This window comes from Kitasatospora sp. NPDC050543, from assembly GCF_044457565.1.
Classification (GTDB): Bacteria; Actinomycetota; Actinomycetes; order Streptomycetales; family Streptomycetaceae; genus Kitasatospora.
This window is the reverse complement of the sequence record NZ_JBITGZ010000001.1, coordinates 327,826-352,760: the sequence shown is the minus strand read 5'-3', so window position 1 is coordinate 352,760 and position 24,935 is coordinate 327,826. Positions and strand designations below refer to the sequence as shown.

Genomic DNA, 24,935 nt, shown 5'->3' with positions numbered 1-24,935 from the left:
AGACTGGGGGATCGGCCCGTACGGTGCCGCTCCACCTTCCTCCGAGCCCACGGGACTTCGCTTCATGTCGCTCACGATCGGAATCGTCGGCCTGCCGAACGTCGGCAAGTCGACCCTGTTCAACGCCCTGACCAAGAACGACGTGCTGGCGGCCAACTACCCGTTCGCCACCATCGAGCCCAACGTGGGTGTCGTCGGTGTCCCGGACGCCCGGCTGGGCAAGCTCGCCGAGATCTTCGGCTCGCAGCGCATCCTGCCGGCCACCGTGGACTTCGTGGACATCGCGGGCATCGTGCGCGGCGCGTCGGTCGGCGAGGGCCTGGGCAACAAGTTCCTGGCGAACATCCGTGAGTCGGACGCGATCTGCCAGGTCATCCGGGCCTTCGTCGACCCGGACGTGGTGCACGTGGACGGCAAGGTCTCGCCGAAGGACGACATCGAGACCATCAATACCGAGCTGATCCTCGCCGACCTCCAGTCGATCGAGAAGGTGCTGCCGCGGCTCCAGAAGGAGGCCCGCCTGAAGAAGGAGTCGGCCGCCACGCTGGCCGCCGCCGAGGCCGCCCAGAAGATCCTGGAGTCCGGCAAGACCCTCTTCGAGGCCGGCTTCGACGCCACCTCGGTGCGCGAGCTGCACCTGCTCACCACCAAGCCCTTCCTCTACGTCTTCAACGTCGACGAGGACGAGCTGACGGACGAGGAGTTCAAGGACGCCCAGCGCGCCCTGGTCGCCCCCGCCGAGGCGATCTTCCTCAACGCCAAGATCGAGTCCGAGCTGATCGGCATGGACGAGGACGAGGCCCTCGAACTCCTCCAGTCGATGGGCCAGGAGGAGACGGGCATGGCGACCCTCGGCCGCGTCGGCTACGAGACCCTCGGCCTGCAGAGCTACCTCACCGCAGGCCCCAAGGAGACCCGCGCCTGGACGATCAAGAAGGGCGCCACCGCGCCCGAGGCAGCCGGCGTGATCCACACCGACTTCCAGAAGGGCTTCATCAAGGCGGAGGTCATCTCCTTCGACGACCTGGTCGACTGCGGCTCGATCGCCGAGGCCCGCGCCAAGGGCAAGGCCCGCATCGAGGGCAAGGAGTACGTCATGCAGGACGGCGACGTGGTGGAGTTCCGCTTCAACGTCTAATCGACTGGCGGAAAGGCCGTCTGACCTGCGGCGGAGCGGGTTGGGCGGCCTTGCGGTCCGCGTGGAGTCCGCAAGTGTGCCAACCTCAGCCAACGCACCGGGCTCGGTTACGCCGCTTCAGCGGTCGGTAGATCGCCCTGGTGCGGACCGCCGTCGGCGTAAGCCTTGTCGACGGCAGCCCGGGTCCGCTCCTCGGAGTCGGGCCAGAGGTGCGTGTAGATGTTCAGCGTCATGGCCGCATTGGTGTGGCCGAGCCGCTCGGAGACGGTCTTCACCGACTCGCCGTGCTTGATCAGCAGGCTGGCGTAGTGATGCCGCAGGGCATGTGGACCGGTGCCCTTCGATATGCCGGCCTTCTCGCAGGCGGTCCGCCATGAGCCGTCCATGAAGTGGGTGTAGACCACCGGACCGCCTTGGGGAGCGGTGAAGAGCCAGCCCTCCGGAGCGTTGACGGGGAAGTCCCGCAGGTGCGCCTTGAGAGCGTCGACCGCGACCCTCGGCAAAGGCACGGTGCGATACGAGCGCGCGGTCTTCGGCGGCCCGACGTACACCCCGTGCTTCGCTGCCTGCTGGATCTGCTGCTCCACCGAGACGGTCGCATGCAGCAGATCGACGTGCCGGAGCTGGAGCCCGAAGAGTTCCCCGGGACGAAGTCCGGTGGCAGCGCCCAGCAGGACCAGGCCCCTGTAGCGGGCAGGGATCTCCGCTGCCAGACGGCGGACCTGATCCACGGGCAGCGGCACGATCCGCTTGCGGGGCACCGACGGCAACTTCGCGTCCTCACAGGGGTTGCGAGGGATCATGCGGTCGCGGACGGCCGCCCGGAAGACCGCGTTGACCGTGTTGAAAACGGTCCGCGTTGTGCTTGCCGCCAGGTTGTGGGTGGTCGAGAGACCAGTCACCCAGCTCTGAACGTCGCCCGGCTTTATGGCGCCCAACGCTCGCTTCTCCCAGGCCGGGTACACGTAGCACCGCAGATGCTGGGCGACAGCCTTGGCCGTCGAGGGCCGGTGGGGCTGACGGGTGCGCCACTCCTCGGCGTAGTCCTTGAACGGCTTCTTGGTCGACCGGGGGTCCACGTACTGGCCGGTGACCAGGCTGGCCGTGACTTCGTCGAGCCACCGCTGGGCGTCGATCTTGCGGTCGAAGTGACGGGCGTGTTCCTTGCCGTCGAGGTCTCGGTACCGCGCGCGCCACTTGTTGTTGGGGCGCTTCTGGATGTTCGCCAAGTTGCTCTTCTCCTCTGGTAGTTAGTAGTAGCCGCCGCTCTCGATGTACTCGGTGAGGGCGCGGGCATCGCGTTCCTCGCCCATGAGGCGGAGGCATTGCTCGTGGATGCCCGTCGAGCTGTCGGGATGGGCTGCGATGTAGTCGGCGATGGCGACGACGGTGCGGTGCAGGCGGTCCTGCGCATCGCGAGCCTCGTAGAACGCTTCGACGGCCTCCTGGACGACGCGTCTCCCCTCGATGTCGACGCCATCCAGTGGCGGCGACATGAGCTCCTCCAAGGGCAGCTCGAAGACGCGAGCGAAGCCGAGGGCCTCGTCCAAGGTGATCTTGCGGCGGGGATTTCCGTTCTCGATACGCCAGACCGCCGTCTGGTTCATCGGGACGCCGGCCTTGGTCATCCGCGCGGCCAGCTCGGTGGTGCTCCACCCTCTGACCTCACGTTCCAACGCGACGCGCGCCGCCGCGTTGCCTTCGCTGTACAGCAGTGGCGCTTCGCCCCTGCCCGGCTCTCCGGACATGCAGTCCTCCATCGTGTCTCGCGGCTATCCCGATTGAACCATGTCCTTTCCCGTTTGACTAGCAGCTCTCCGCGCGGTACAACCTATGCAGAAGGGAACTCAAGCTAGTCGAAAGGGAAAATCATGGATCGCTACCTCACCACGTCGGAGGTCGCCGAGCGATACCGCACCGCCGAGAGCACGGTGCGCTACTGGCGGCACATCGGCTACGGCCCGCGAGGTGTGAAGGTCGGCCGCCGTGTCCTGTACCCGGAGGCCGAGCTCACCCGCTTCGACCAAGAACTGCTCGACGAGCGCGCCAACTGGGCGCTGGGGGCCTGATGGGCCCGACTCCTGTACGAAAAACGGCCCTCGGCGCGCCAACGCCGAGGGCCATGAACACCCCGTCCACGCCAAACCGATTCGAGCCGGTGGAGCAGGGCCTGCCAGCCCCGCGCTCCACCAAGAGGAGTGCACCGTGAAGGCTACGTCCCCGCAAGCCACTGATGCATCCGGAAGTGCATCGTGGCCACCCGTCGTTAAGCCCGGAGAGCCCGGCCAGTACCTGCCGGTCCAGCCTTCGGCGTCGTCCACAGTCCGTGGAGATGGGCGGGACGCCGCCGGATCGACCGAGCCAACCGGACTCGACGCGATGCCGGACGTCCCCGCGACCGGCGGCGCCGACCTGCTCGCGCAACTGAAGGCCCTGATCGCCAAGTACGTGATCCTGCCCTCCGAGGAGGCGCTGGACGCTGCCACGCTCTGGGTCGCGGCGACCCACCTGCAAGGCTCGTGGCAGCACGCACCACGCCTGGCCGTGGTCGGTCCCGCCAAGCGGTGCGGCAAGTCCCGCCTGCTCGACGTGCTCACCGAGACCGTGCACCAGCCGGTGATCATGGTCAATTCCACCCCGGCGGCGGTCTTCCGCTCCATTACCGAGGAGCCTCCGACACTGATCGTCGACGAGGCCGACACCATCTTCGGCACCCCGAAGATGGCAGAGAAGAACGAGGAGATGCGCGGCCTGCTCAACGCTGGGCACCAGCGCGACCGCTATGTGCTGCGGGTGGTCGGCAACGACCACAAGCCCCACGCCTTCCACACCTTCGCCATGGCGGCCATCGCCGGCATCGGCGACCTGCCCGACACGATCATGGACCGGTCTATCGTCATCCGGATGCGCCGCCGAGCCGACGGCGAGCGCGTCTGCCCGTATCGCACCCGCCGCGACCAGACGGTCCTGAACGAGATTCGCGCCGAGATCGTGCTCTGGACCAAGCCGCTCGCCGACCAGGCCATGCACCTGGAGCCCAAGATGCCGGTCGAGGACCGCGCCGCCGACACCTGGGAACCGCTGGTGATCATCGCCGACCTCGCGGGCGGCCCCTGGCCGCGCCTGGCCCGCAAGGCGTGCGCCCGCATGGTCGCCTCCGAGGCCCAGGCCGAGGAGGAGAATCCGAGCGGCGCGAGGATACTCGCCGACATCCGGCGGATCTTCTTCAACCGGGGCGATGTCGAGAGCCTGAGCACCGACGACCTCCTGTTCGCCCTGAACGGTGACTCCGAAGCGCCGTGGGCCGAGCGAGGGCGGGGCGGCCTGAGCCCTCGTGGTCTCGGCGCGATGCTCCGCGACTACGGGATCTCCTCGGGCAACGTCCGCGTCGGCGAGATCCAGCGCAAGGGGTACACCCGCAACAAGTTCGCCGACGCCTGGCGGCGATACTGCCCCGCCGTCCACCCACTCGACCCGAGAGAGGGCAGCGAGAGCTGACCACCCACCAGCGGTTGCCGTCCGTGCCGTCCCTGCCGTAACACCGCAGGTCACACCACATGGCGCCAAGACGCCAACCGCATGCAAGACGGCACACCAGCCGATACCGCCCCTGCCTGCCGCCGAACGCGCCGACGGTAGGCAGGCGGGGACGGTACCCACAGCCGTCTTGTGCCGTCCCCGCCGTACCAGCCGATGATTCCGCAGGTCAGGCGGCCTGCCGCCAAGACGGATAGCCGTCTCAAGACGGAAGCGGTCGCCGTCCAAGACGGCATCCGCCCGCGATCAAGACGCCACGGGCCACCGAGCAGTACCAGCCCTGACCTGCGGTTTCAACGGCCAAGACGGCAAAGACGGATCTCAGAGAGCACCTCCACCACCCGCGAGGACCCCACCGCCATGCCCACCACCACACCGCCGAGCGACTGGGCCTATCGCCGTGTGACCGTTTGGGACCACGCTGCCGTCGGCCTGTCCACCCTCGCTCCGCTCGCCCTGGCCGGAGCGGTCCACCACTGCATCCCTATCGCCCAGGAGGCGGCCAGCGAGAGTGACCGAGGAGACCTCAGCCAGCCCGGTCACTCCGGTCAGGTCGATCGGATTCCGGTCAAGGGGGCTGACCACGCCTGTCAGCGTCAGCACGAGCCCGGTCAGCCGGTCACCCGGTCACCGCGTTGACCGCAGGGCCCCGGGCGTCCCTGGTGCACCGCCGGGCAGACCCCCGGCGGTGACCAGAGGTAGCGCGCCTACGGGCAGCATCGGGCCGCACTCGGCCGGCGCCGGTCACGGTGACCAGCAGCCGGATGCCGCTGACCTGGGCGGTCACCGGCCGGTCAGCGCCCCGCTGGTCACTGACCGGTCGGTGACCGCGCCGCCCGGTCAGTGACCGGGACTTACCGGACAGCCGGTGACCTGCGCGGTGACCCGGAGACCGAGCGGCTTCTGGAGAACGCCCAACTGGCGGTCATGGCCGAGGACAAGCTGACCCGGAGGGTGGTCGTCCAGCCGATCCGCAGTCAGCAGATCCCGCTGTCCTCCGACACGCTGACCGCCCTGACGGCCCAACTACGTGAGCAGAACGGACAGCCGATCACCGCCCCCCCAGAACTGACCCGGCACCACCTGGGGCGGGTGGCCGGCCCAGTCGCTTGCCCCACGCCATCCACCCGACGACCTCCTCCAGCGAACCGGAGAGCACCACCATACGCATGACCTGCACTACGGCCGTCGAAGTGGACACCTGGATCGCTGGCCTGCACGAGATCGACCGCCGTCACCCGGCCGAGGCAGGCTCTGATGGCATCTGGAATGTGCAACAGTGCCGACATGGCCGCCGCCGAACCCGCTATCTGGCTATGGATTTCATCGAGGACATCCAGTGCGATATCCACCAGCAGAGCGCGGAGTCAGGCCGGTGACCGCTCAGACTCCTGGGGCTCGACTGACGGCGGTGAGCGCGACCCCGATCAGGCTCCTGGCGGAGCAAGTTGTGGGGTAAGGAGTCCTTACCCCACCCCCGCCCCGAAGGGGGCGGAAGGTCCCTGGTCGTCGGCAGACCCAGGGGGGCCTGCCGACGACGAGGGAGTCGGCCCAGGGGTGCCGACGAAGGGACATGAACAGCCGCCGACCATCGCAGGCCGAGGTGTGCCGCGCCGCCGCCCGCGCGAGAGCGTGCCGCGCACCAACCGAGTCACCCCCCCGCTTCAGCGACAGCGAGTGGACCCTCCTCCAGCGAGCCGCCGACCAGGCCGAACTCGCCGCCGGCGGCTACGCCGCCGCAGCCGTTGCCGACTACCGCCGCGGCATCCAGGAGCTGATGGAGTCCAACCGGCAACTCGGCGCAGTCGGCAACAACCTCAACCATCTGACGCACTACGTCAACGCCGGTGGACAGCCGAATGCCAACCTACGCCAGCTCCTGGAGCGCATCGAAGACGCCATCGGCGCGGTGGATGAGGCCGTGGCCTTGCTGGTCCGCCGGTGACCCTCAAGATCCGCACCCAGCGGCATCGCCGGTAACGAGGCGTGCCGCATATGACGGCGGTCCGGCACCCAAGCCTCCTAGTGCCGGACCACCGCTCGCCGGTCCGCAGACCTGCTACCGGGCTAATCCCGTCGCGCGTCTGGAATGACGACTGGGCGGAGCAGGTCAAGGACGTGGGTCCAGCTGTAGTTGTCGCGACCTCCGCCAGCCTTGGGCTTATGGGGCACGTAGTCGCCGATCAGGACGCCCATCGAGCGGAGCCGGGCCAGGCTCTCGTCGTACGCAGGGTGGGCCGCCTGAGCGGAGTTCACGTACGGCTGGACGGCGGTTGGGATGCCGAGTCCGTACGCCTCGCAGAGGATGCCGAGCGCGAGCGTGTCCGAGATGCCGGCGGCCCACTTGTTGATGGTGTTGAAGGTGGCGGGCACGACCGCGATGGCGTCGGCCGGCGGTAGCGGCTGCGGGACGCTGGGCGTGCGCCAGGCCGAACGGATGGGGTAGCCGGTCTGGAGCTGGATGGCTTCCTGGTCTATGAAGCCGAGCGCGCTGGGGGTGGCCACCACGCCGACTTTCCAGCCTTCGTTGTGAGCGGCGGTGATGAGCGTGCCCACGTCGTCCGCGACGCCTGAAGCGCAGACGACAACGTAGAGGAACGGCTCGCGCTGATCGGTCAAACCTGGACTCCCAACTCCTGGCAGAAACGGCGAAGCTCAGGGACAGCGCCACGTCGGTCACGGGAGGCCATGTCACCGGCCAGCTCCAGCACGGCAGGGCGTCGGCGGATGTCCTCCGACGCACAGCCCTCCGCGATCCTCAGCGCTTTGTATCCCTCGGCCAGTCTGCCCTGTTGGCTGTACGCCCGTGCAGCCTCCACCCAGAGTGCCGCCCGGCGTTCGGGAACGGGGATTCGTCGGCGCATCAGGGGCTGAGCGGCTTCGAGTGCCGCACCAGCATCGCCCAGGATGACGGACGCGCTCACCGAATGCAGCGCGACGTTGATCGGGCTGAAGTTCGCCCAGGCGTCCGGGGCGTCGAGCTCGACGTAGCGCGCCACCTCCTGGGCCTCGGCGAGGAACTCTGCGGTCGTGGCACGATCGCCGCCCGCGCTCGCGGCCGTCACTCCACGAAGAAGCATGAGGCCGAACGCTGCCAGGTAGGCGGGAGACCGCCGGTCATAGCTTCCGGCGAGTTGGTCGGCGGTGTGGCGGATGAGGGTGACGGCTGGCTTGGTGTGCCGGTCTCGGGCGAGCACATGGGCCTGGACACGGACACTAGACGCCATAACGATGGGATCGCCGCTCCGTTCGGCCTCGGCCATTGCTCGGCCGACCGCGAGCCAGGCGTTGCCGTGGTCGCCCAGCTTGAGAAGCAGACTCACCGCGGTCTGGTAGGCCGTCGCGAGCAGACCAGCCAGCGCCGGGTCGCCGCCGTGGACAGCGTCCTTGGCCTGGCGAAGGTCAGCGATCAGCGACGGCAGGACGTCTTCCAGCTCGGCGTACCGGCAGGCATAGAAGAGCCTGCGGGCCTGGGAGAGTCGAGCGGTCAGCGCGGCCTGGGCCTGCGGCGGAGCGCTGGCTGGAACCGGTCCAGGCAGCAGCGCGTGCACAAGCTCCATGCCCACGCTGGGCGGGGTTGCTGGGGCCGCGAGCGCGACGACGCTCGCAGCCAGGAAGTTCCGACGGTGCATGTCGTCCGCCCTGCTGTCCGCACTGGTATGGGAGGACAGGCCGAGGCTCCCCAGTGGGATGTCGAGCACGGCTGCGACAGCCCGCAGAACGTCCATGTCCTGTGTCCCCGTGCCGCGCTCAAGCCGGCTGATCTTCGACTGGTGGTAGCCCAGTTCGGTGGCCACATCCTCTTGCGTCCGGCCGCTCAACACTCGTGCGCGGCGGATCACTTCTCCGATCCCGCCCGCTGCGGAGTGTCCCTTGGCCGTCGGCGACATGGCTTCTCCTGCCAATGCTGATCCTGCCTGGTGGGCCGAGCGTAGCCGCACCAGGACAACTCGGTATGCACGATCTGCATGGATCATGCGCACCCGACGTTCTGCCTAACCACTTGGCTCTGTCATGGAGTTGTCTTGGCGTCAGCAGCTCACCCACCCCTGGAGCTTGCGGTTCCCGACCCCCGCATGCCCGAGGCCCATCCGTGGTCTCCGGCGAGCGCGGCTCTACCCAGTGGCAAAGGAGAAGCGCCGATGGCCTTCCGCTCGGACGTGCAGAGAGACAACACCGCGCACCAGCGGGACGCCATGGCCCTTCCCTTCGTACCGGTCGGCGAGCAGATGATCAGCGGAGTGGCGGACTTCCCGAGCCGCGCCACCGAGCGCCGTGAGCGCCTCGCCGCTGCCAACGCCCGGGAGGTTCTGGGCCGTCACCAGTTCGCCGACGGTCAGTGCAGTCACGGCTGCGGCGTCTGGCCGTGCAACACCGTCGTCGACGCGGTCCAGGCATGCGACGGTGACCGATGACCGCACCCTCCCTCGCGCGGCGCATCGCGTTCAACGGCACCAGGCGAGAGGACATCCCACCAGCCCGGGAAGCCGTCGTCGACATCGCCCGATCGTGGGGAATCACCGGGGACGGCCTGGACGACATCGCCCTGGTTGCCGGCGAGCTCCTTGCCAACGCGGTCATCCACGCCCCCGGACGGCTGCTGGCTGGCGTCTACCTTTCCCCGGACGGCGACCGGGTGGTGATCGAGGTCTACGACCCGTCGCGCAGGATGCCGGCCGGGGCGGCGAACTTCGGAAATAGCGAATTGACCTGCGGTCGAGGGATGCTGATGATCGAGAGCCTGTCAGAGAGCTGGGGTGCCGAGCCGACGACCCATGGCAAGAAGGTCTGGGCCGAGCTAGCCGTCCCAGCCGTTGCGGCACCCGAACGTTCCCGCTCGGAGCGCCGAGCCTCCCTCATTGCCAGCATGGTCCGCACCGATCGCCCCAGGCCGCGCCCCCATCGAGCCACCCGAAGCAGCGCCCGCGCGTACCAGTGGTTTGCGAAACACCGAGCCCCGCGGGCCCACAGACTCCGCCCGTTCAAGTCCAGGCACACCGGCCGGACGGTGACGGGGCCGGTCGCTCTCTCTCCCCCCCGGGGAGTGGCTGGCCCCACCCTCGCACAACCCGCTGGGTAAGCCGCGCATGCTCCACCTGAACTCGGCCCTACGGAAGGATGGATGAATGAGCGACTGGGACTTCGTGAAGGACAGAACGGCGACGCAGGGCGCGGTGTGGAAGTCAGCAGATGGCCTGCTCTACAAGCGGACCGGGGGCGAGGATCTGCGCGAGGAGATCGAGTTCCAGCGGCTTGCCGCCGGCCTCGGCTACCCGGTCCCGGAGATCGTCGACAGCGGGTCGGAGAACGGGAGCTACTACGTCACCGAGCGATCCCTCGGCAGCGCCTCGCTGCACGAGAAGGCCCTGACCGACGCTCTGCGTGACGGACAGATCAGCTACCAGGTGATCAGCACGGCGGCAGCCGTCTCGTCCAAGCTCCTGCAGGCCCAGGCCAGGCACCCGCTGCCCGCCTCGCCCTGGTTCGAGAAGGCTGCCTTCGCCAAGGACGTCTTCGACGAGAACCCGGACTTCGACACCCCACGGGTCCGTGACACGGTCAAGCGGGCGCTCGACCGGATGGCACTGCTGCCCACGGTTCACGGGCACCTCGACTTCGGCCTGCCCAACGTCCTGGCGGCCGGCGTCATCGACTGGCAGCACCACGGCCCCATCCCACTCGGCTACGACGTCTATCCCGCGCTCGACATCGTCGCTTTCAAGGGCGGAGGCAAGGGTTACAGCATCAGTCCCGAACAGCGCGCCGCCTACGTCGCCGCACTCGACGAGACCACCGCCTCCCTGATCGGACAGCGGGTGAGCGAGCACCTGGGCGACTTCCTGCTCGTCAAGTGCTTCTTCTTCCTCGCCCTCATGCGACCCACCGACCCCGCACGGCACGACAAGCACATCAAGTGGCAGTACCGCCGCACCCTCTTCACGATGGGACTTGATCAGTATGAGTCGTCCAACACGATCGACACCGACACCTTCCCCACTCTGGAACGGTTCACCGCTGAGCACCGGTAGGCCCGTTCCCGCCGTTCGCGACCGCGACTACCTGATGGATCATCACGGAGTCGTCTTCAAGGTCATCGGCGACAGCCACCCCGGCAGCCACTACCTCGGCTACGTCAAGTACCACCCCGACGACAAGGGCGACCGCCGACTGTTCGGCCAGACCTACCGGCAGAACAGCGTGGTGTCGAAGTCCTTCGGCATCCTGGCGGGCAGGCCGGAGTGCTACGTCTACTCCGACACCCTCGGCTGCGTCATCACCGGCATCCCGCGCGACGACATCGCCGTCCACTACTCCTGCCGCCAGGCCCTGGTAGCCATCCACGAGGAGCCGGGCCCTGTCGCCGACAACCCTGCGGGTAAGGACCTCCTGGCGATCACCGAGTGGGTCGCATCGAACGGCTTGCAAGGACTCATCGGCGTCACCGGCTCCTTCCTCGTCGGCTGCTTCAACGAGCGCTCGGACATCGACCTCGTCTCCTACGGCCCGGAGGGCTACGAGGCCGCGCAGAAGCTGTTCAAGCAGCCCGACCTGATCAGGCCGTACGACGGGGACGACCTGACACGGCTGTACATCCGGCGGGCGAAGTACATGGAGGGCAGCTCGTTCGACGCGCTCATCAAGCAGGAGAGGCGCAAGCTCCAGGGGCTGACGGCCAACGCCGGCGCGCACATCAACTGCGAGCCCATCCGCTCCGACCGCGACAAGACCTTCTCCCGGGTGACCTCCAAGGAGATCGGGGAGGTCTCGCTACTGGCGAAGATCACCGATCACACCGAGGGCCTGACCACCCCGGCCGTTTACGGGATCAAGGTAAAGACCATCCTCAGCTCGACCATCGACGAGCCCGACTCCTTCGCCCGCAGGATCACCCACATGCGCTCGTACCTCGGCGCCTACACCGGTGCGTTCCGCACTGGGGACACCGTGCACCTGTCCGGCAAGCTCGTCCACACCCAGGACGGCGAGCACAGCGGCTTCGGTATTGAGCTCACGCCATGGACCGTCAGCGGCTCCTACGTCGCCAACCTGGCCGGATAGGAGCTGCGCCATGACCTTGTTTATCGTCCGGCACGCCGAGTCCGTTGAGAACGCCGACAAGTACAACGGCTTCTACCAGGACCCGCGCCCCTACAGCGGGGCCGCCGCCCACAGCATCTCCCGCAGCATCGTCGGCCTGACCCCACGCGGCTTCCGGCAAGCCCAGTGGCTCGCCGAGGTGCTCCCGGGCCTCATGAATCACGAGCCGCACGTCTACACCTCAACCTACCGGAGGGCGATCGACACCGCGCTGATCGCCCTCCCCGAACTCCCGGACGGGTGGCCCCAGCAGACAGTACTTCTCGACGAACAGCACTACGGGGACGCTACCTACATGACCAAGCGCGAGCTGTTCGACACCTACCCGGACCTGGCCGAGGACCGCCGACAGCGCAAGCACATCTGGACCGCGCCTGGCGGTGGCGAGTCCCTCGCCGAAGCCGTGAGCAAACGGGCCGCCGAGTTCGCCGCCCTGGCTCACTCCGAACTCCAGACGCCCTGCACGGTCGTCGCCTTCACCCACCAGACCGCCGCCGTCGCACTCCGCTCGTTGCTCGAAGAGCGCGCCCTCCCCGAGATCCTTGCCGAAGAGAGGAAGGGCAAGATGCCCAACGCCGCGATCCTGCACTACGAACTGCGAGACGGTCGGTTCGCCCGGACAGGAACGACCATCCCCTCGATCTAGGAGGAGCCTGTGCGACACCTGTTCCTCAACGGCCCTGTCCAGAACGGGCCCTTCACTTTCGAGACCAAACCGGGCAAGGCAGTCGGCGTCCGACTCGCCGCAGCCCTGAACGCCATCATCGGCGCACCACCCGTGCCCCACCTGTGGAACACCGTGACCCTCGCAGGCGACCTACGGCACCGCGAGTCGGCCGGAAGGCAGATCACCCGCGAGGCGTTCGAGGCCGACCTCATAGCCGCCAAGTACCCGTCGGGGCAGTTCCCGGTAGCCGGCACCCTGACCGACGCTGACGCTGAGGTGGCCAGCCTGGCCCTAGAGATGATCGAGAGCAATCTGCGGGCCGGCACCGTCGTGGTGAGCCGCGAGATTGTTCCCACGTGCCGGGCCTGCGGTCACATGACCGGCGGCGGCTCTCACCCCTGCAACGCCTGCGGCAGCACCGAGACTCAACCTCGCACCGGCTTGCACCTCGTCGCCGAGCTCGCGAAGGATCGCCCAGTCCTCGACCGCTCGGACATCCACGCGAGCCATCGCCAGCAGCCCAAGCACTTACAGAACACCGCCAGCAACGTCACCCAGCGCCTGATCCTCACCCGAACCCGCGACCACGGCATCGACCTCTCACCGCTCGGGCTGGCTGGCCTCGTCCTCGACCCACGGGTCGGCATCCATGTGACCGTCCTCGCCGTAGCACGAAGGCACCAGGCGGAAACAGCCGTGATGACCATCACCCAGAACGCGGCTAACCACATAGCAGCCCACGGGCAGCACTTCCGAGAGCACCTCGGCACTCGGCTGCAGTACGCCCTGTACGGCCACCTCCCCTATGACCGCACAGCGGATCTTCGGCCGATGTATGAGACGTACAAAGCCAGAACTTGGACGAGGGCCGCGTTCGAGACGTGGTTCCTTCCGCTCTTCTCCCTCAAGGAGAAGAGCGGAATTCGTGCTGAACAACTACCCGCGCTCTTCAAGCACTTCATGCGAGCGCACATGGCCCGGCCAGCCGAGCCCGAAGCCGCCGTCGTTGACGCCGTCCGGCTCGCCATCAGGAACGGCAACACCGACTGGATCACGAGTAAGCCAAGACTGGCCACTGTGATGGCTGCGACGGGAGCGGTCGAGCGCGTCGGCCACTCTCCCGAGTGAGGGCCGTCGGCTGCAACGTAGGGGCGGGTAGCCGCCATGCCACGGGCGTGGTGGCCACCCGCCGCTGATCGTTGAGCTCAGCTGCGTGGCCTGTGGGGTACCGCCCAGTCAGACTCGGGGAAGGCGTCGAGGGATACTGCGAAGTCCGCAAGGACGGCGAAGTCGGTGCTCCGTAGACCAATCCGTGGATTGACATGGTGGAGCAGGGCAGGGGCGCCATGGTTGGCGGCCACGTATGCGTGATCCGCATCGCCCTGCTCGTCGTCCACCCAGGTGAAAGGCCGGCCGTCGGCGTACGCCACCAGCGGATCGGACTTCCAGTGAACCCCGTCGGGACGCTCGCGGAGCAACGCATCGCCGAAGTCGACGAACGGCAACTCGGGCAGGCCGAGCGCAGGACCAATCCACTTGTTTGCATCGCTCATCCAGGTGGTGGCCCAGCACAGCGCGTAGCCGAGAGCCAACAGCGCCCGCCCGTGGTCCGGGTTGAGCCACATTTGCAGCGGCCTCGCGTGAGTTCGCGGCCTCCCAGGTTCCCAGGCGATCTCGCTCTCCTGTGGCACGCGAAGAGTTGTGTAGCCCTCCGGCCGCTTCTCAGGCTTCGCCGCGTACGGGTTCAGCGGTCCGTCGACATCGAGGAACAGCAGTGGTCGACTCATGGCGTCCCCCGACTTCCTACCAGCCTGCCGTGCCGTCGGAGCATATATCTCCTGGGAGCGCCGACGGCCGGCTGGGTGCTGGGCAAGGGTTCACAACTGAAGCGACAGGGCCCGTACCTTCTATCGAATCACCGTGCTGACCTGGTGAAATGAGCCATAGATTCCAGCGAACCGTTGATACCCGGAGGAGCGCCCGCCGGGGCTCTCCGCGCGGCTGGAAGCCCAACACGTCCGGCGGAAGGGCAACCATCCCGCCGTCCGGCCTGACGCAGCGCAGCGGGCGCGGCACTGCCGGATCGGCCCTTGGCGATGAAACACGACGCCACCGCGCTTGAATCGATGATGGTGGTGCTGGCCGGGTGTGGGCCATGGACCACATCTTTCGTTCTTCAAACTCTGGCGGTAACGGTGGGATTCTGGACGCGCGTCACCTGCTCGCACTGGTGTTGCGGGCCGTTGCTGCGAGGAGGCGCTCACCGATCGATCTTTGCCAGGCCAACTCTGAAGCGGGAGTGACGCAAGTCCGAAAGTCGCTGAACCAGATTCACCTTGCTGAAGAAGTAGAGGGACTCAGCCAGCGGCCCGCTCTTGTCTGTGGCGATTGCCAGTACCATTCGGCGATCATTCTCTCGTTCTCCAAGGTCGCCCCAGTTGTTCCGGTAAAGGTCACGCACATGATCGCCGTAGCGTTGAGTGTTTTTCCCGTGCCCCTGAACGTTTTCAGAATAAAGCTCGGCAGAAACGGCGGCCTGGCTGAAAAGGTGAGATAGCGTTGCCGAGCTCTCCATTCGCTTCACGCATACGAAATCAAATTCCGGAGTAATGAAGTCGCAGATCTCAATCTTTTGATGAGGTCCGCCGACCATGAAGCTTTTTGCGTCGAGGTGGATGTATCCCCGCTGGTCACAAACCCCCTTATTGTACTGCCCCTCTGAATCGCCTGAATTCCAGCCGGGGAGCATCAATTCTTGAGTTATGTCCGGAACTTCGGAGATTTGCCGGTTGATATCTTCTATGTACTCTGATGCGATCCTGAACCATTGCCCAAGGCATAGTACGCAGGTCGAGTTTGAAATTTTACACTCGAAGACGAAATAGTCTCTTAGTGGCCTTTTAGTTCTGATCGGGGCGTCTCCGGCGTTATATGGAGTGATTCTAAGATGCTCTAGAGCGTCGGCGATCCCGTCAGGCGGTATCTGCATGGCCACGGATTCGAACGTGAGGTCTTCAAGCGGCTTGCGCCTCCTTCGGTCGCCATTGATCTTCCAGTGGTCGACGTCGGCCCCAAGAAGGTCGTCCGGCGAGGCTACGCCAATCTTGCTGGATCCAGGGTCGGACAATGCTGCCGCCAGTTCACCCCAGAGGGTCGATAGAATTGGATTGCCTTTGGCTACCGGGGAGAAATTGTCGATATATGGAAACTTCTCTTTGTATGCCTGGGAGTTGAACTCGACCAAGAGGTGCTCAAGGATTTCGGAGAAATCGGCGAGCGGTGTAGTGGTGGTGATCGAGAGGGACTGGGACCCGCCGACTGTGGTAGCCCATTCGAGGCCTTTCGTGACATCTGCCTTCAAGTATCGGAGCCACTCGCGCTCCAGTTGGAGATCGAACTCGGCGGCCCGCGTCTTGTTCGCCGTCTGACTCTGCTGTTGCCTTGAGTTTTCACTGACGGTGCGAACCTGCATGGTTGCGACTTTCTCTGGGTCCGCCATGTTTGCCGTCACGCGCAGGCCGAATTCCGACTCCAGGAGCTCATGATTCAGAAGGGAATGGCCATACCCAAAGCAAACGGCAAAGAACCGCCTACTTACCTCATAGAACAGAACGACAGAGTTGCTTGAGTTTTTCAGGTCTGAAATATTGACAACGGCTTCAAGGGCCTTGGCCCACGATGGCGGCTTCGGCTGTGCCGGCATGACCCATACCTCGCAGGGTACAACGACCTGATTGATCAGCTCGCGGGGCTCCGGAGTGGGAGCGCCAGGTGCAAAATCGCGCAGGAGTTCGGCAAATGTGGTCGCTTCATCCCGGAACAGGTAGATCGAGACCTTCAAGGCTGCCTGCCTCTCTGACCCGCCATCAGCTATCCGTCGATAATGACATGATCACATTTAGATGGACAGGGATTTGATGCTTCTATTTAGCTCGTCGGCGCAGAGGCGCTGCTGCGGGAGGTGCATCCCGGGACTGCGGCCAGGTCCCGGCGCGAGTCCTGACTCTCGATGGCCCTCTATGATCTTCCGCGATCTGGCTGTCCCCAGCTAGTCGGGGAGGAACGAGCGGGGAGAGTGATAACCCTGGTCGAGTCCGGCCAGGACGACCAGGCTGTCATCGCCGGGAGGAATTTCACCTTCGCGGCTGGCTGGGCACCGAGCAGGATCTGGCACCACCACATTGACCTGGGTCGCGCGAACCGTTGGATGGCCAGGCCCGAACAGGCTCAACCACCTGGACGCTGCGTACCGGGCGCCGCGCCGCAGCAGGCGAGCAGGCACCCGCTGATGAAGGACCCCGTGTACACCTGCGCGCCTGAGATCTCCCGGCATCGGTCACGTCCTACCAGCAACGATCAACAGGAGCGTGTTACGAGCTCTCAGGAGAGTGTCGAGCGCGGCAGCGCGTAGGGGTTTGGAGCGAAGAGCCCCAGCCCGGAGGGCCGTTGGTCGGACGTCCCATCGCCCGAAGGACGCTGCCCTGAAAGGCCGGCCGGGTCGAGATCCATCTCGGAGAGATCGAGCCGGATGCCGAGCATTCCCGCATCCAGGCTCACCGTGATGTCCGAGCCTGCCTGAGCCGCCCACACGATGGTGTGGTGGACGGGAATGTCCACCAGCGGCCGGGGGCCTGCTGGGTCCCAGACTCGCAGCGACCGGTCGTCACCGGCGCTCACCAGCACCGTACGACCGTCAACGACCGAGACCCACAGCTGTCGTACCCGGGCCGAGTGGCCTTCGAGGGAGGCGATCGGCTCTTGGGCCGTCACATCCCAGAGTTGGACGACGCCGAACTCATTGCCGGTGGCGAGCAGCGCTCGCCCCCCGACCTGGACGGTGCACTGCGCGGTGAGCGCCCCACGTCCGATGCCCAACTGGGCCAGCAGATTGCCCGAACCGGGATCCCAGACCCCGATGCGCCCGTCGAAGGTGATGCCCGCGATAGCGAGGCGCCCCCGTACCGGTACGGGGCAAATTTCTCGCGCCCCCGTCGTACCGATGTCGAATTCGTGGATGGCGTGCTCCCGTGATACATCCCAGAAGTGCAGGGAGTCCCCCAGCGACCCCACCAGCATTGGGGCCGCATCGACCCTGATGGCGCAGATCGAGTTGATGGCCGTGTACCGCGTCCGCGGATGCTTGAGCACCCGAACCCGGTCACCGGTCTGCGGATCCCAGATCTCGATGCCCGATCCAGCGATGGCGAGGCGGGCCCGGCCGTCGAGCGGCACAGCACAGATTGCGTTGACCGTGTCCGTGGGCAGCCTGCGCACCGTGTCCCAGGAGACCGGATCCCGAATGTCGGCCCCCCTCCCACCGACTCGCGCGGTCGCCATGAGCAGTCCGGATTGCGCACGGACCACACAAGCGGCGTCGAAGAGGTGCGCCTCGTCGTTCTCCGCCAGCATGTTCTGTTCGCCTGTCGCCGGGTCCCAGATACGGATGGAGTGGTCGTCGCCACTGCTGGCCAGCCGGACTTGGGAGCCGATGCGGATGGCGCTGACCGAGTAGATCGAGTCGGTGTGGCCGCGCCACATCGCGAGCTGGCGCCCGGTGTGCGGGTCCCAGAGCCGCAGCGTCTCATCCTCGCCCGCGCTGACTAGGACCGATTTACCGCCGAGTGTTGTGGAGCAGACGGCGAGGACGGGAGCATCGTGCCCTCTCAGCAGTCCGGCCTCGCTGCCATCGCGCGGATCCCAGAGCCGGATCTCAGAGTCGTATCCGGCACCGACGAGCAGCGTGCGCCCACCGACCCGGATCGCGCATAGGGCCCGTGTCCACACATCCCATTCCGACGAGTCCTGGTGAGTCATGGTCCAGCGGCTAGTTCCAGTGGCGGTATCCCACAGGCGTACGGTTCCGTCCTCACCACACGAGGCGAGCAAGGGGACGCCGTCCACGGTGATTTCGCAGAGATCAGTGATCCACTCGTCATGGCCGTCGAGCTTGGCGACCTGTTCGCCTGCCTCGGGGTCAAGCAGCCGGATTGTGGCGTCCGCCGCCCTCGCTGCCGCCAGCAGGGTCCGGCCGTCACGAGTGAGGGAGCAGAGCGCGGAGTACCCGCCCGCATCTCCGCCGATGTCGTGCAGAGCCTCCCCTATGAGGGGGTCCCAGAAGCGGACTATCCCGTCCCGTCCGGCGGAGGCGAGGGCATCCACCGTCCCGAGCCGTACGGAGACGATGGACCGGACCTCATCCGTGTGCCCCTCCATGACGTGCAGGACTTCGCCGAGCACCGGGTCCCAGATCCGTACAGTGCGGTCACCGCCTGCGCTGGCCAGCAGCTCCCGGCCTCCCGCGGTGAACGCGCGTAGGACGTATGACCAGCGCGTATGGCCGTCCAGGACGGCCACCTCCCGGCCGGGCACCGCGGTGGACCAGCGGGCGCGATAGGGCGCGGGCACGGGCAGCTCGCGGTAGACCCGGCCCAGACGCTGCTGGGCCTCCGTCACGCTGAAGAGGGCGATCCGCCTGGCGGGGCCGGCGTTGAATGCCTGGGGCGTGCGCCGAATGAATTTGGTTCTGGTGCGGGCGAGGTCGGAGACGGCGCGGTCGGTCACCGGGAGCAGTCGTCGCAGGTCGGCATGGAGCAGATACACCTCCTTGGTCAGCAGCTCGTCCAGCACGTCCCCGGCCTCGGCGTGGCCGGGCAGTGAGCGTTTGAGATATGGATCGGCTTGCGTCCAGCCGGTCCGCTCGCCTTCGGCGATCATGGCGCGAGTGAGCGCTCGTTCGTCCTCGCGGCGGGTGTGCAGTTCGGCTCGGGCACTGATCAGGGTGTCGTTGAGGGCCTGGTGGAATAGCCGGTAGACGGTGTCCTGGCGTTCGCTGCCGCCCGTCTCGACGAGGAAGTTCGCCGCTGAGGAGCGGGCAAAGGCGGAGAGGGTGCTGTCCGGAATAGCGGGTCCGCCGAGTGCGGTGATTGCGATCCGCCACAGGGCGAGCGAGAAGCCCGGGGCCTCCGCGAAGGCGAGGGCGGTGAGGATGGATCCGGCGGAGCAGCCGTGCACGGGCTGAAACCGGTCGAGATAGTCGCGGAGTGCGCCGTCTACGGTAGGGATGAAGGAGATCTCCTCGGGCCGGACCGCCTCCCGGTCGTGTAGTCCGTGCGCCCGCGCCACCAGTCCGGCCACCAGGAAGTTGCCGTCGGCCATGTCGGCGATGCGGCGGGCGACCGGCTCGGCGGCGGCGTTGTCGGCGTACGGGTTGTCCTGCCGTTCGTCGCCGAGCATTTGGAGGGTGGCGAGGGTATACGACCTCAAGTCTTCCTGCTCGAAGAGGCCGGGCTGGTCGAGGTCGAGCAGTGACAGGGCCCGGCCGAACGGGGCGAGCAGATCACCGGAGTCGTCCCGGCGCCTGCTTCCCACGATCACGCGAATGTTGAGGTCCGTACAGGTCTCCACCAGCGGGGTGATGATCCGTCGGATGATTAGCCGCGTCTGCTGAGGGGTGGCGGCCTCGTCGAGTGCATCGATGACCACGGTGAAATCGGGTGGGAGGCCGTTGTTCTGGGCCGGGAAACGGTCCTTCAGGGCCTCGCGCAGATGTTCCAGTAGATACTCGATGTCGTCGGGGAGCGCGGCCGAGGCGGCCGCGGCGATCTCGACGGCGACGTCGAGCGCGGTCTTGCCCTTGGCGTGCACCGCGCAGGAGATGGATCCGGCCGGTGCTCGTATGGCGGTGTCGTCCGCTGGCAGCAGGTCCGCGATCTGCCGGTCCGCAGTCGTGACGATCCGGCCCAGGACGGCCGATTTTCCCACACCGGGTGATCCGGTGACCACAAGCGCCTTCCGTGGCGGGGGTTTGTTGATCCAATCGACGATGGCGGTGAGGGCAGCGGTCCGCCCACGGAAGCGGAACCCCTTCTCCGTCTCGATGCTGACGCCGCGGGCGCGCGGGCGCCAGTGGCGGCCGGCCTCTGGGTCGTTCCGTAGCGACCATCCCCAGGAGGCGAGGGCGGACTCTCCGGCCGCCTCGACCGTCCACGCGGCGAGGTCGACGATGCCCTCCCCGGGGAAAATGCGATCGATCTGCCAGAGCGACAGTGCGCGGGCGTCGCCTTCACCGCTTGCCTGGCCGACCATGCCGACGATCGCGTCGTACTCGGGTGACCACAGCGCCGAGCCGCTGAAGCCAGATTTGACGGTGTACCGGGAGTGGGTGTCGAGCCGTATCCAGCCATAGCCGAGGGCTTCGCCGACCACACCGGCGGCAGAGTTGCCGAGCAGTTCGCCGCCAGGGAAACCGAAGGCCCACCAGTCCCGGCCGACCATATCGGCGGGGACGGGGCAGCGCAGCCGGGGTATACGGGGCGCCGGGACCGGCTCGGCGAGTCGGAGGATCGCCGCGTCCTGGATGCGCTGGAGCCCGGCGGGCGGCAGGACGATCTCCCGGACCGGGATGCGTACTGTGTCGCTCTCCTCCGCTTTGGGGAAGGCCACCCAGAGCGGGGCCCCTGCATCAGCGGCGACGCGCACCACATGGGCGCAGCTGAGGACTCGGTGGGCGTCAAGCACAAAGGCAGACCCAAGCGACATCTCATCGGCCTCTGTGCGGTGGACGGCAGCGACCCAGGAGTCATTCGCGGGCCTAGTGGGCTGGTTGTCCATGAACGGCCTTCCCGTGGTGCCGCGTTGCCCGCCCCGTCGTGCCCCGCTACTGAGGGTCCGACTGCCCGGCCGACGCCGCGCCTTCCCGCCAAGTGAGGGTGACCTCGAAGTTGGCCTCGGTCGCGGCCTTGGCGATCAGCCAGTTCGCGGTGCCGTTGACCTTGATGCCGAACTTGAGCTGGATCTCGCCGGGCTTGATCGCTGCGACCTGATCAAGCACGGTCCGCGCCGCCTGCACGGCGGGCTGGACGGCCTCACGGACCCGGGCGATGGCGGTCTCCGCGCCAACAGGGTGAAAGTCGTCACCGGTCTCGATCTCGAAGCCGACCGTAGTCTGCTCATCCAGCGCGTACGAGACGATGTGCGACGACATGTGACCCCCCGAATGGACCATGGATTCGTCGATGCTACCGCCCGTCGCGCACCACGAGCCAGCACGGCGCACGGTTGCAGTTCTGGTTGCATTCACCCCCGTCCGGGGCCGTCTAGGCGCCATCCAGCACCTCCGCTCCTCCACAGGTCAGAGCGCCCCCGCGCAGCCCCGATTCCTCGGACGGACATTGGCCTCGAGGCTAGTCCTCCGGGGCCGCCCGCCGGCTTTGCGACGGCTCTGCGCTGAGGGCCGTCGCCAGCGACCGTCGGGTACACCGTTTTCGCTGCTACCCACGTCAGTGATCGCAGCGGGAGCTGTTCCAGTCCGCAGTCAGTCCGCAGGACACTCGATCGCGACCGTCGCACGCCGTCGCCTGCCAACCACGAAATGCCTGGTCAGGAGCATCTGCGGCGCTCCGCCGCAGGTCAGGATCGGCTGGCAGACATTCCGCTTCAACGTGTGACGAGCAGCCAAGGACAGTGCCCGGCCCGCTTGTTGGCGGGCCGGGCACTGCTGTCCGCCCGGGTGGATGCGCTCGTGGTCGGTCTCAAGGGCTCCATCGGGGGTCTGCGGCTTCTCGCAGGCGGGACGGGTGCCGGAGGCACTGGTGGGGAGCGGGGCGCGGGCGGGATTGAGTACGCCTACTCATGTGCGCGGGTGGGCCGGGCCGGGAGACTCGCGGGTATGACCAGCTCCCTGCCCGGCAGCCCGCCGCCGGTGTGTCCCGACTGTGGTGCGCTGTTCGGGACGGCCCGGGTCGACCGGTGTCCGCACTGCCGGCTGCCGCTCGACACCGCCGAGGCCGCGACGCTGTGGCAGGTGACCTCGGCGCTGCACGCCCTCGACGCGCAGCGGCTGACGCTGCTTCGGCAGCGGGACGGACTGCTCGCCGGGCTCCGCGCCCGCCGGGACGCCCCCCGGAGTGCGCCGCCGTCGGCCCGGACCGGCGTAGGGGGCAAGGGAGCGGCAGGGAAGGGCGAGGTCTCCGGGACATCCGCGCAGACGGCTCTGCTGGTGCTCGGCGGACTCCTGGTGACCACGGCCGCACTGGTCTTCACCGTGGTCAGCTGGGGGCATCTGGGGATCGCCGGCCGCGCCGTCGTCCTGGCACTGCTGACCGGCTGCGCGCTGGCGCTGCCGTACCCGCTCCGCCGTCGCGGGCTGAGGGCGACCGCCGAGACCTCGGCCGCGATCGGGCTGGCCCTGGTGCTCCTGGACTTCCTCGCCGCGCGCTCCGCCGGGCTGGCCGGCCTCGACCGGGTGGACGGGCTCGGTTACTGGGCGGTGGCCACCGCGCTGGCCGGCCCCGGCGCGGCGGCGTACGGGTGGGCGATGCGGCTTCGGCTGCCGCTGGCGGCCGGCTTCCTGCTGGGGCGGCTGCCCGCGCTGCTGGCCGTCCCCGCCGTCGGGATCTCCGGCCCACAGGGCGGTGCCGCCGCGATGGTCCTGACGGCCGCCCTGGACTACCCGGTGCTCCGGATGCTCGCCGGGCATGAAGGCCTGCCTGCCCGCCTGGACATCCCGGCCGAGGACGGCGCATCCGAGGACCGCGCATCCGAGGACGGCGCGTCCGGGGACGCGGCGCGCGGGCGTGGCGGGCTGCTGTTGCGGTCGGCCGAGACCTTCGCCGCCGCGTGGGCGGTGTTGGGCGGTGCCCTGGCGGCGATCGGGTCGCTCCAGGCCGGGCTCCGGCTGCCGCGCACCGGTCCGACCGGCACCGGGGATGCCGCGGCGGCGGTCGTGGGCTGGGCGTGGCTTCCGCTGGGCGGCCTCGCCCTGCTCGCCCTGGCCGTGGCGCTCCCCGGCCCCGTGCTCGGCTACCCCGGGCTCCCGTACCCGGCCCGCCGGCTGGCCGCGGGCCTTGCGGGCGGCTCCCTGCTGCTGGCGGCCGGTGGCACCGTGGGCCACCTCCTCGCGCCCGGCTGGGGCGCCCTCGCGTACGGGGCGCCGGCCGCGCTGCTCCTCGCCCCGGCCGGCATCCTCCTGCGCCGGGCGATGGCCGTGACCTCGGCGATGACGGCGCAAGCGGGGGCGGAGACGGGGGTAGGAACGGATCTGGAGACGGAGGCGGCGGAGGCGCCGGGCGTGAGCGAGGCCGCGGACGCCCGTGCCGGGCTGGCCGTCCCCGCCGGGCTGTTCGCTGCGGCCGCGCTCGTCCTGCTGGTCAGCTCGGTCACGTCCCTCGGCGAGCTCGCGCGGGCGCTGGCGGAACCGCTCGGGCAGCTCCCGGCCGCCTGGTCCGGTGGGCCGGCGCCCGCGTGGGGCTGGCACGTCGCGCCGGCCGCCGTCAGCAGCCTCTGGCTGCTGGTGGTCGCGCTCGCCGTCGCGGCCGTGCTCGATGTCGGCCCGGTTCCGGCCGCCTCGCTGCGGGCGGCCACGGCCCTGGCCGTCGTCCCCGCCGTGGCCTTGCTGCCGGTCGCGTTCGGGCTGCCGTACGGTGTGGCGGTCGTGGCGGCCGGCGCCCTCGCGGTCGTGGCTGCCGGGAGCGCCGTGCTCCGTCCGGTCCGGCGGGTCACCCTGATCGGCCTGACGGCGGCCGCGCCGCTCGCCCTGCTCTGGGCGTCGGCCGACCGCACGGCGACCATCGTCGCGCTGGCCGTCGCGGCCGTGCTCGCCATCGTGCTGAGCACGCCGGCCGCTGCCGGATCCGAGGTCCGGCCCGCCGTCGCCGCCGCCTGCGCCGTCCTCGCACTGGGTGCGGAGGCCGCCGCCGTCGGGTCGACGACGGGGCTCGCCCTCCCGGACACCATGCTGGGCGTCCTCGCGGTGGCCATCGGGTCGGCCCCGGTCGCGGCCCGCGTCGAGGGTGGCACCTCGCGCGCCGTGGAGCTGTCGGGGTACGTACTCGCCGCCGTGGCGCTGGGCCTGACGGCCCCGTACCCGGGCCGGTTCGCCTTCGCCCTCACCGTGGCCGGGGTGGCGGCGCTCGGCGTGGCGCTGCGCCCCGACCGCCGCCGGGCGGCGGCGGTCACCTCCACCGCACTGCTGACCGTCGCCTCCTGGGTCCGGCTGGCGCTCTCCGGGGTGCACACGCCCGAGCCGTACACGGTGAGCGTCGCGGCGGCCGCGCTGGTGCTCGGCCGGCTGCACCGCAGGCGCTACCCCGATGCCAACTCCTGGACCTGTCACGGGCCCGGGCTGGCGCTGGGTCTGCTGCCGAGCCTGGTCGCGATGTGGGCCGACGGCTTCTGGCTCCGGCCGCTCCTGCTCGGCTCGGTGGCCCTGGCGGTGACGGTGCTGGGCGGGCGACAGGGCCTGCAGTGCCCGTTGCTGCTGGGCGGCGGTGTGCTCGTCCTGGTCGGTTTGCACGAGCTGGCCCCGGTCGTCGTCCAGGCGCTCGGCCTGCTGCCGCGCTGGGTGCCGCTCGCGGGCGCCGGGCTGCTGCTGCTCGCCCTCGGCGCCACCTACGAGCAGCGGCTGCGGGATGCCCGGCGGCTGCGGGACTCGCTGCTCCGGCTCCACTGAGCCGTTCCCGGTGGTCCGGCGGCGGGTTGGACAGCCGGCCGCCGGGC

General features: G+C 68.2%; 20 protein-coding genes. 12 read left to right on the top strand and 8 right to left on the bottom strand.

From position 1 onward, the window contains the following. Positions 1-64 precede the first annotated feature (64 nt). Entirely contained in the window at positions 65-1,138 is a 1,074-nt protein-coding gene (ychF, locus tag ACIBH3_RS01450; protein ID WP_396309781.1) for a redox-regulated ATPase YchF, read from the top strand. Positions 1,139-1,245: 107 nt separating this feature from the next. Here the strand turns inward: ychF and ACIBH3_RS01445 are convergent, their stop codons facing one another. After that, entirely contained in the window at positions 1,246-2,367 is a 1,122-nt protein-coding gene (locus ACIBH3_RS01445; RefSeq protein WP_396309780.1) for a tyrosine-type recombinase/integrase, read from the bottom strand. A gap of 21 nt (positions 2,368-2,388) precedes the next feature. Then, positions 2,389-2,886, bottom strand: coding sequence for a helix-turn-helix transcriptional regulator (locus tag ACIBH3_RS01440; protein WP_396309779.1), 498 nt, complete (start codon positions 2,884-2,886; stop codon positions 2,389-2,391). 123 nt (positions 2,887-3,009) lie between these two features. Between ACIBH3_RS01440 and ACIBH3_RS01435 the strand changes: the two genes are divergently transcribed. From ACIBH3_RS01435 to mobC, 4 genes are all read left to right on the top strand, one after another. Further along, complete coding sequence (locus tag ACIBH3_RS01435; RefSeq protein WP_280695192.1) at positions 3,010-3,207, top strand: helix-turn-helix domain-containing protein; 198 nt, start codon at positions 3,010-3,012, stop codon at positions 3,205-3,207. A gap of 136 nt (positions 3,208-3,343) precedes the next feature. Continuing rightward, on the top strand, positions 3,344-4,636 hold the full coding sequence (locus ACIBH3_RS01430; protein ID WP_396309778.1) for a DUF3631 domain-containing protein: 1,293 nt from the start codon (positions 3,344-3,346) through the stop codon (positions 4,634-4,636). A gap of 1,232 nt (positions 4,637-5,868) precedes the next feature. Beyond that, positions 5,869-6,054 (top strand): hypothetical protein, encoded by a 186-nt coding sequence (locus ACIBH3_RS01425; RefSeq protein WP_396309777.1) that lies wholly within the window; start codon positions 5,869-5,871, stop codon positions 6,052-6,054. Positions 6,055-6,248: 194 nt separating this feature from the next. Next, positions 6,249-6,620, top strand: coding sequence for a plasmid mobilization relaxosome protein MobC (gene mobC, locus ACIBH3_RS01420; protein ID WP_396309776.1), 372 nt, complete (start codon positions 6,249-6,251; stop codon positions 6,618-6,620). A gap of 122 nt (positions 6,621-6,742) precedes the next feature. On the opposite strand, the gene ACIBH3_RS01415 is transcribed toward mobC, so the two are convergent. Both ACIBH3_RS01415 and ACIBH3_RS01410 read right to left on the bottom strand, forming a co-directional pair. Further along, on the bottom strand, positions 6,743-7,294 hold the full coding sequence (locus ACIBH3_RS01415) for a flavoprotein (protein WP_396309775.1): 552 nt from the start codon (positions 7,292-7,294) through the stop codon (positions 6,743-6,745). Next, positions 7,291-8,565 (bottom strand): helix-turn-helix domain-containing protein, encoded by a 1,275-nt coding sequence (locus tag ACIBH3_RS01410; RefSeq protein WP_396309774.1) that lies wholly within the window; start codon positions 8,563-8,565, stop codon positions 7,291-7,293. Before ACIBH3_RS01410 ends, ACIBH3_RS01415 begins: the two co-directional genes overlap by 4 nt. A gap of 252 nt (positions 8,566-8,817) precedes the next feature. Between ACIBH3_RS01410 and ACIBH3_RS01405 the strand changes: the two genes are divergently transcribed. From ACIBH3_RS01405 to ACIBH3_RS01380, 6 genes are read left to right on the top strand one after another with little or no spacing between them, the layout of a single operon-like run. Next, entirely contained in the window at positions 8,818-9,090 is a 273-nt protein-coding gene (locus ACIBH3_RS01405; protein WP_396309773.1) for a hypothetical protein, read from the top strand. Then, positions 9,087-9,755, top strand: a complete 669-nt coding sequence (locus ACIBH3_RS01400) for an ATP-binding protein (RefSeq protein WP_396309772.1) — start codon at positions 9,087-9,089, stop codon at positions 9,753-9,755. Before ACIBH3_RS01405 ends, ACIBH3_RS01400 begins: the two co-directional genes overlap by 4 nt. Before the next feature lie 46 nt (positions 9,756-9,801). After that, positions 9,802-10,704 (top strand): phosphotransferase, encoded by a 903-nt coding sequence (locus tag ACIBH3_RS01395; RefSeq protein WP_396309771.1) that lies wholly within the window; start codon positions 9,802-9,804, stop codon positions 10,702-10,704. 34 nt (positions 10,705-10,738) lie between these two features. After that, positions 10,739-11,734: a hypothetical protein gene (locus ACIBH3_RS01390; RefSeq protein ID WP_396309770.1), complete on the top strand. Its 996-nt coding sequence runs from the start codon at positions 10,739-10,741 to the stop codon at positions 11,732-11,734. A 10-nt stretch (positions 11,735-11,744) separates the two neighbouring features. Further along, positions 11,745-12,419 (top strand): histidine phosphatase family protein, encoded by a 675-nt coding sequence (locus ACIBH3_RS01385; RefSeq protein ID WP_396309769.1) that lies wholly within the window; start codon positions 11,745-11,747, stop codon positions 12,417-12,419. A 9-nt stretch (positions 12,420-12,428) separates the two neighbouring features. Next, positions 12,429-13,568 carry a hypothetical protein gene (locus ACIBH3_RS01380; RefSeq protein ID WP_396309768.1) on the top strand — a complete coding sequence of 380 codons (1,140 nt, stop codon included), beginning with the start codon at positions 12,429-12,431 and terminating at the stop codon, positions 13,566-13,568. A 77-nt stretch (positions 13,569-13,645) separates the two neighbouring features. Here ACIBH3_RS01380 and ACIBH3_RS01375 read toward each other — a convergent pair whose 3' ends face one another. The 4 genes from ACIBH3_RS01375 to ACIBH3_RS01360 form a co-directional block, all read right to left on the bottom strand. Further along, positions 13,646-14,227 carry a hypothetical protein gene (locus ACIBH3_RS01375; RefSeq protein ID WP_396309767.1) on the bottom strand — a complete coding sequence of 194 codons (582 nt, stop codon included), beginning with the start codon at positions 14,225-14,227 and terminating at the stop codon, positions 13,646-13,648. Positions 14,228-14,700: 473 nt separating this feature from the next. Continuing rightward, positions 14,701-16,281: a TIGR04141 family sporadically distributed protein gene (locus ACIBH3_RS01370; protein ID WP_396309766.1), complete on the bottom strand. Its 1,581-nt coding sequence runs from the start codon at positions 16,279-16,281 to the stop codon at positions 14,701-14,703. Positions 16,282-16,820: 539 nt separating this feature from the next. Beyond that, positions 16,821-21,050, bottom strand: a complete 4,230-nt coding sequence (locus tag ACIBH3_RS01365; protein WP_396309765.1) for a hypothetical protein — start codon at positions 21,048-21,050, stop codon at positions 16,821-16,823. Positions 21,051-21,096: 46 nt separating this feature from the next. Further along, entirely contained in the window at positions 21,097-21,423 is a 327-nt protein-coding gene (locus ACIBH3_RS01360; protein ID WP_396309764.1) for a CU044_2847 family protein, read from the bottom strand. A gap of 684 nt (positions 21,424-22,107) precedes the next feature. Here ACIBH3_RS01360 and ACIBH3_RS01355 point away from each other — a divergent pair. Then, entirely contained in the window at positions 22,108-24,888 is a 2,781-nt protein-coding gene (locus ACIBH3_RS01355) for an SCO7613 C-terminal domain-containing membrane protein (RefSeq protein WP_396309763.1), read from the top strand. The last annotated feature ends 47 nt before the right edge of the window (positions 24,889-24,935 follow it).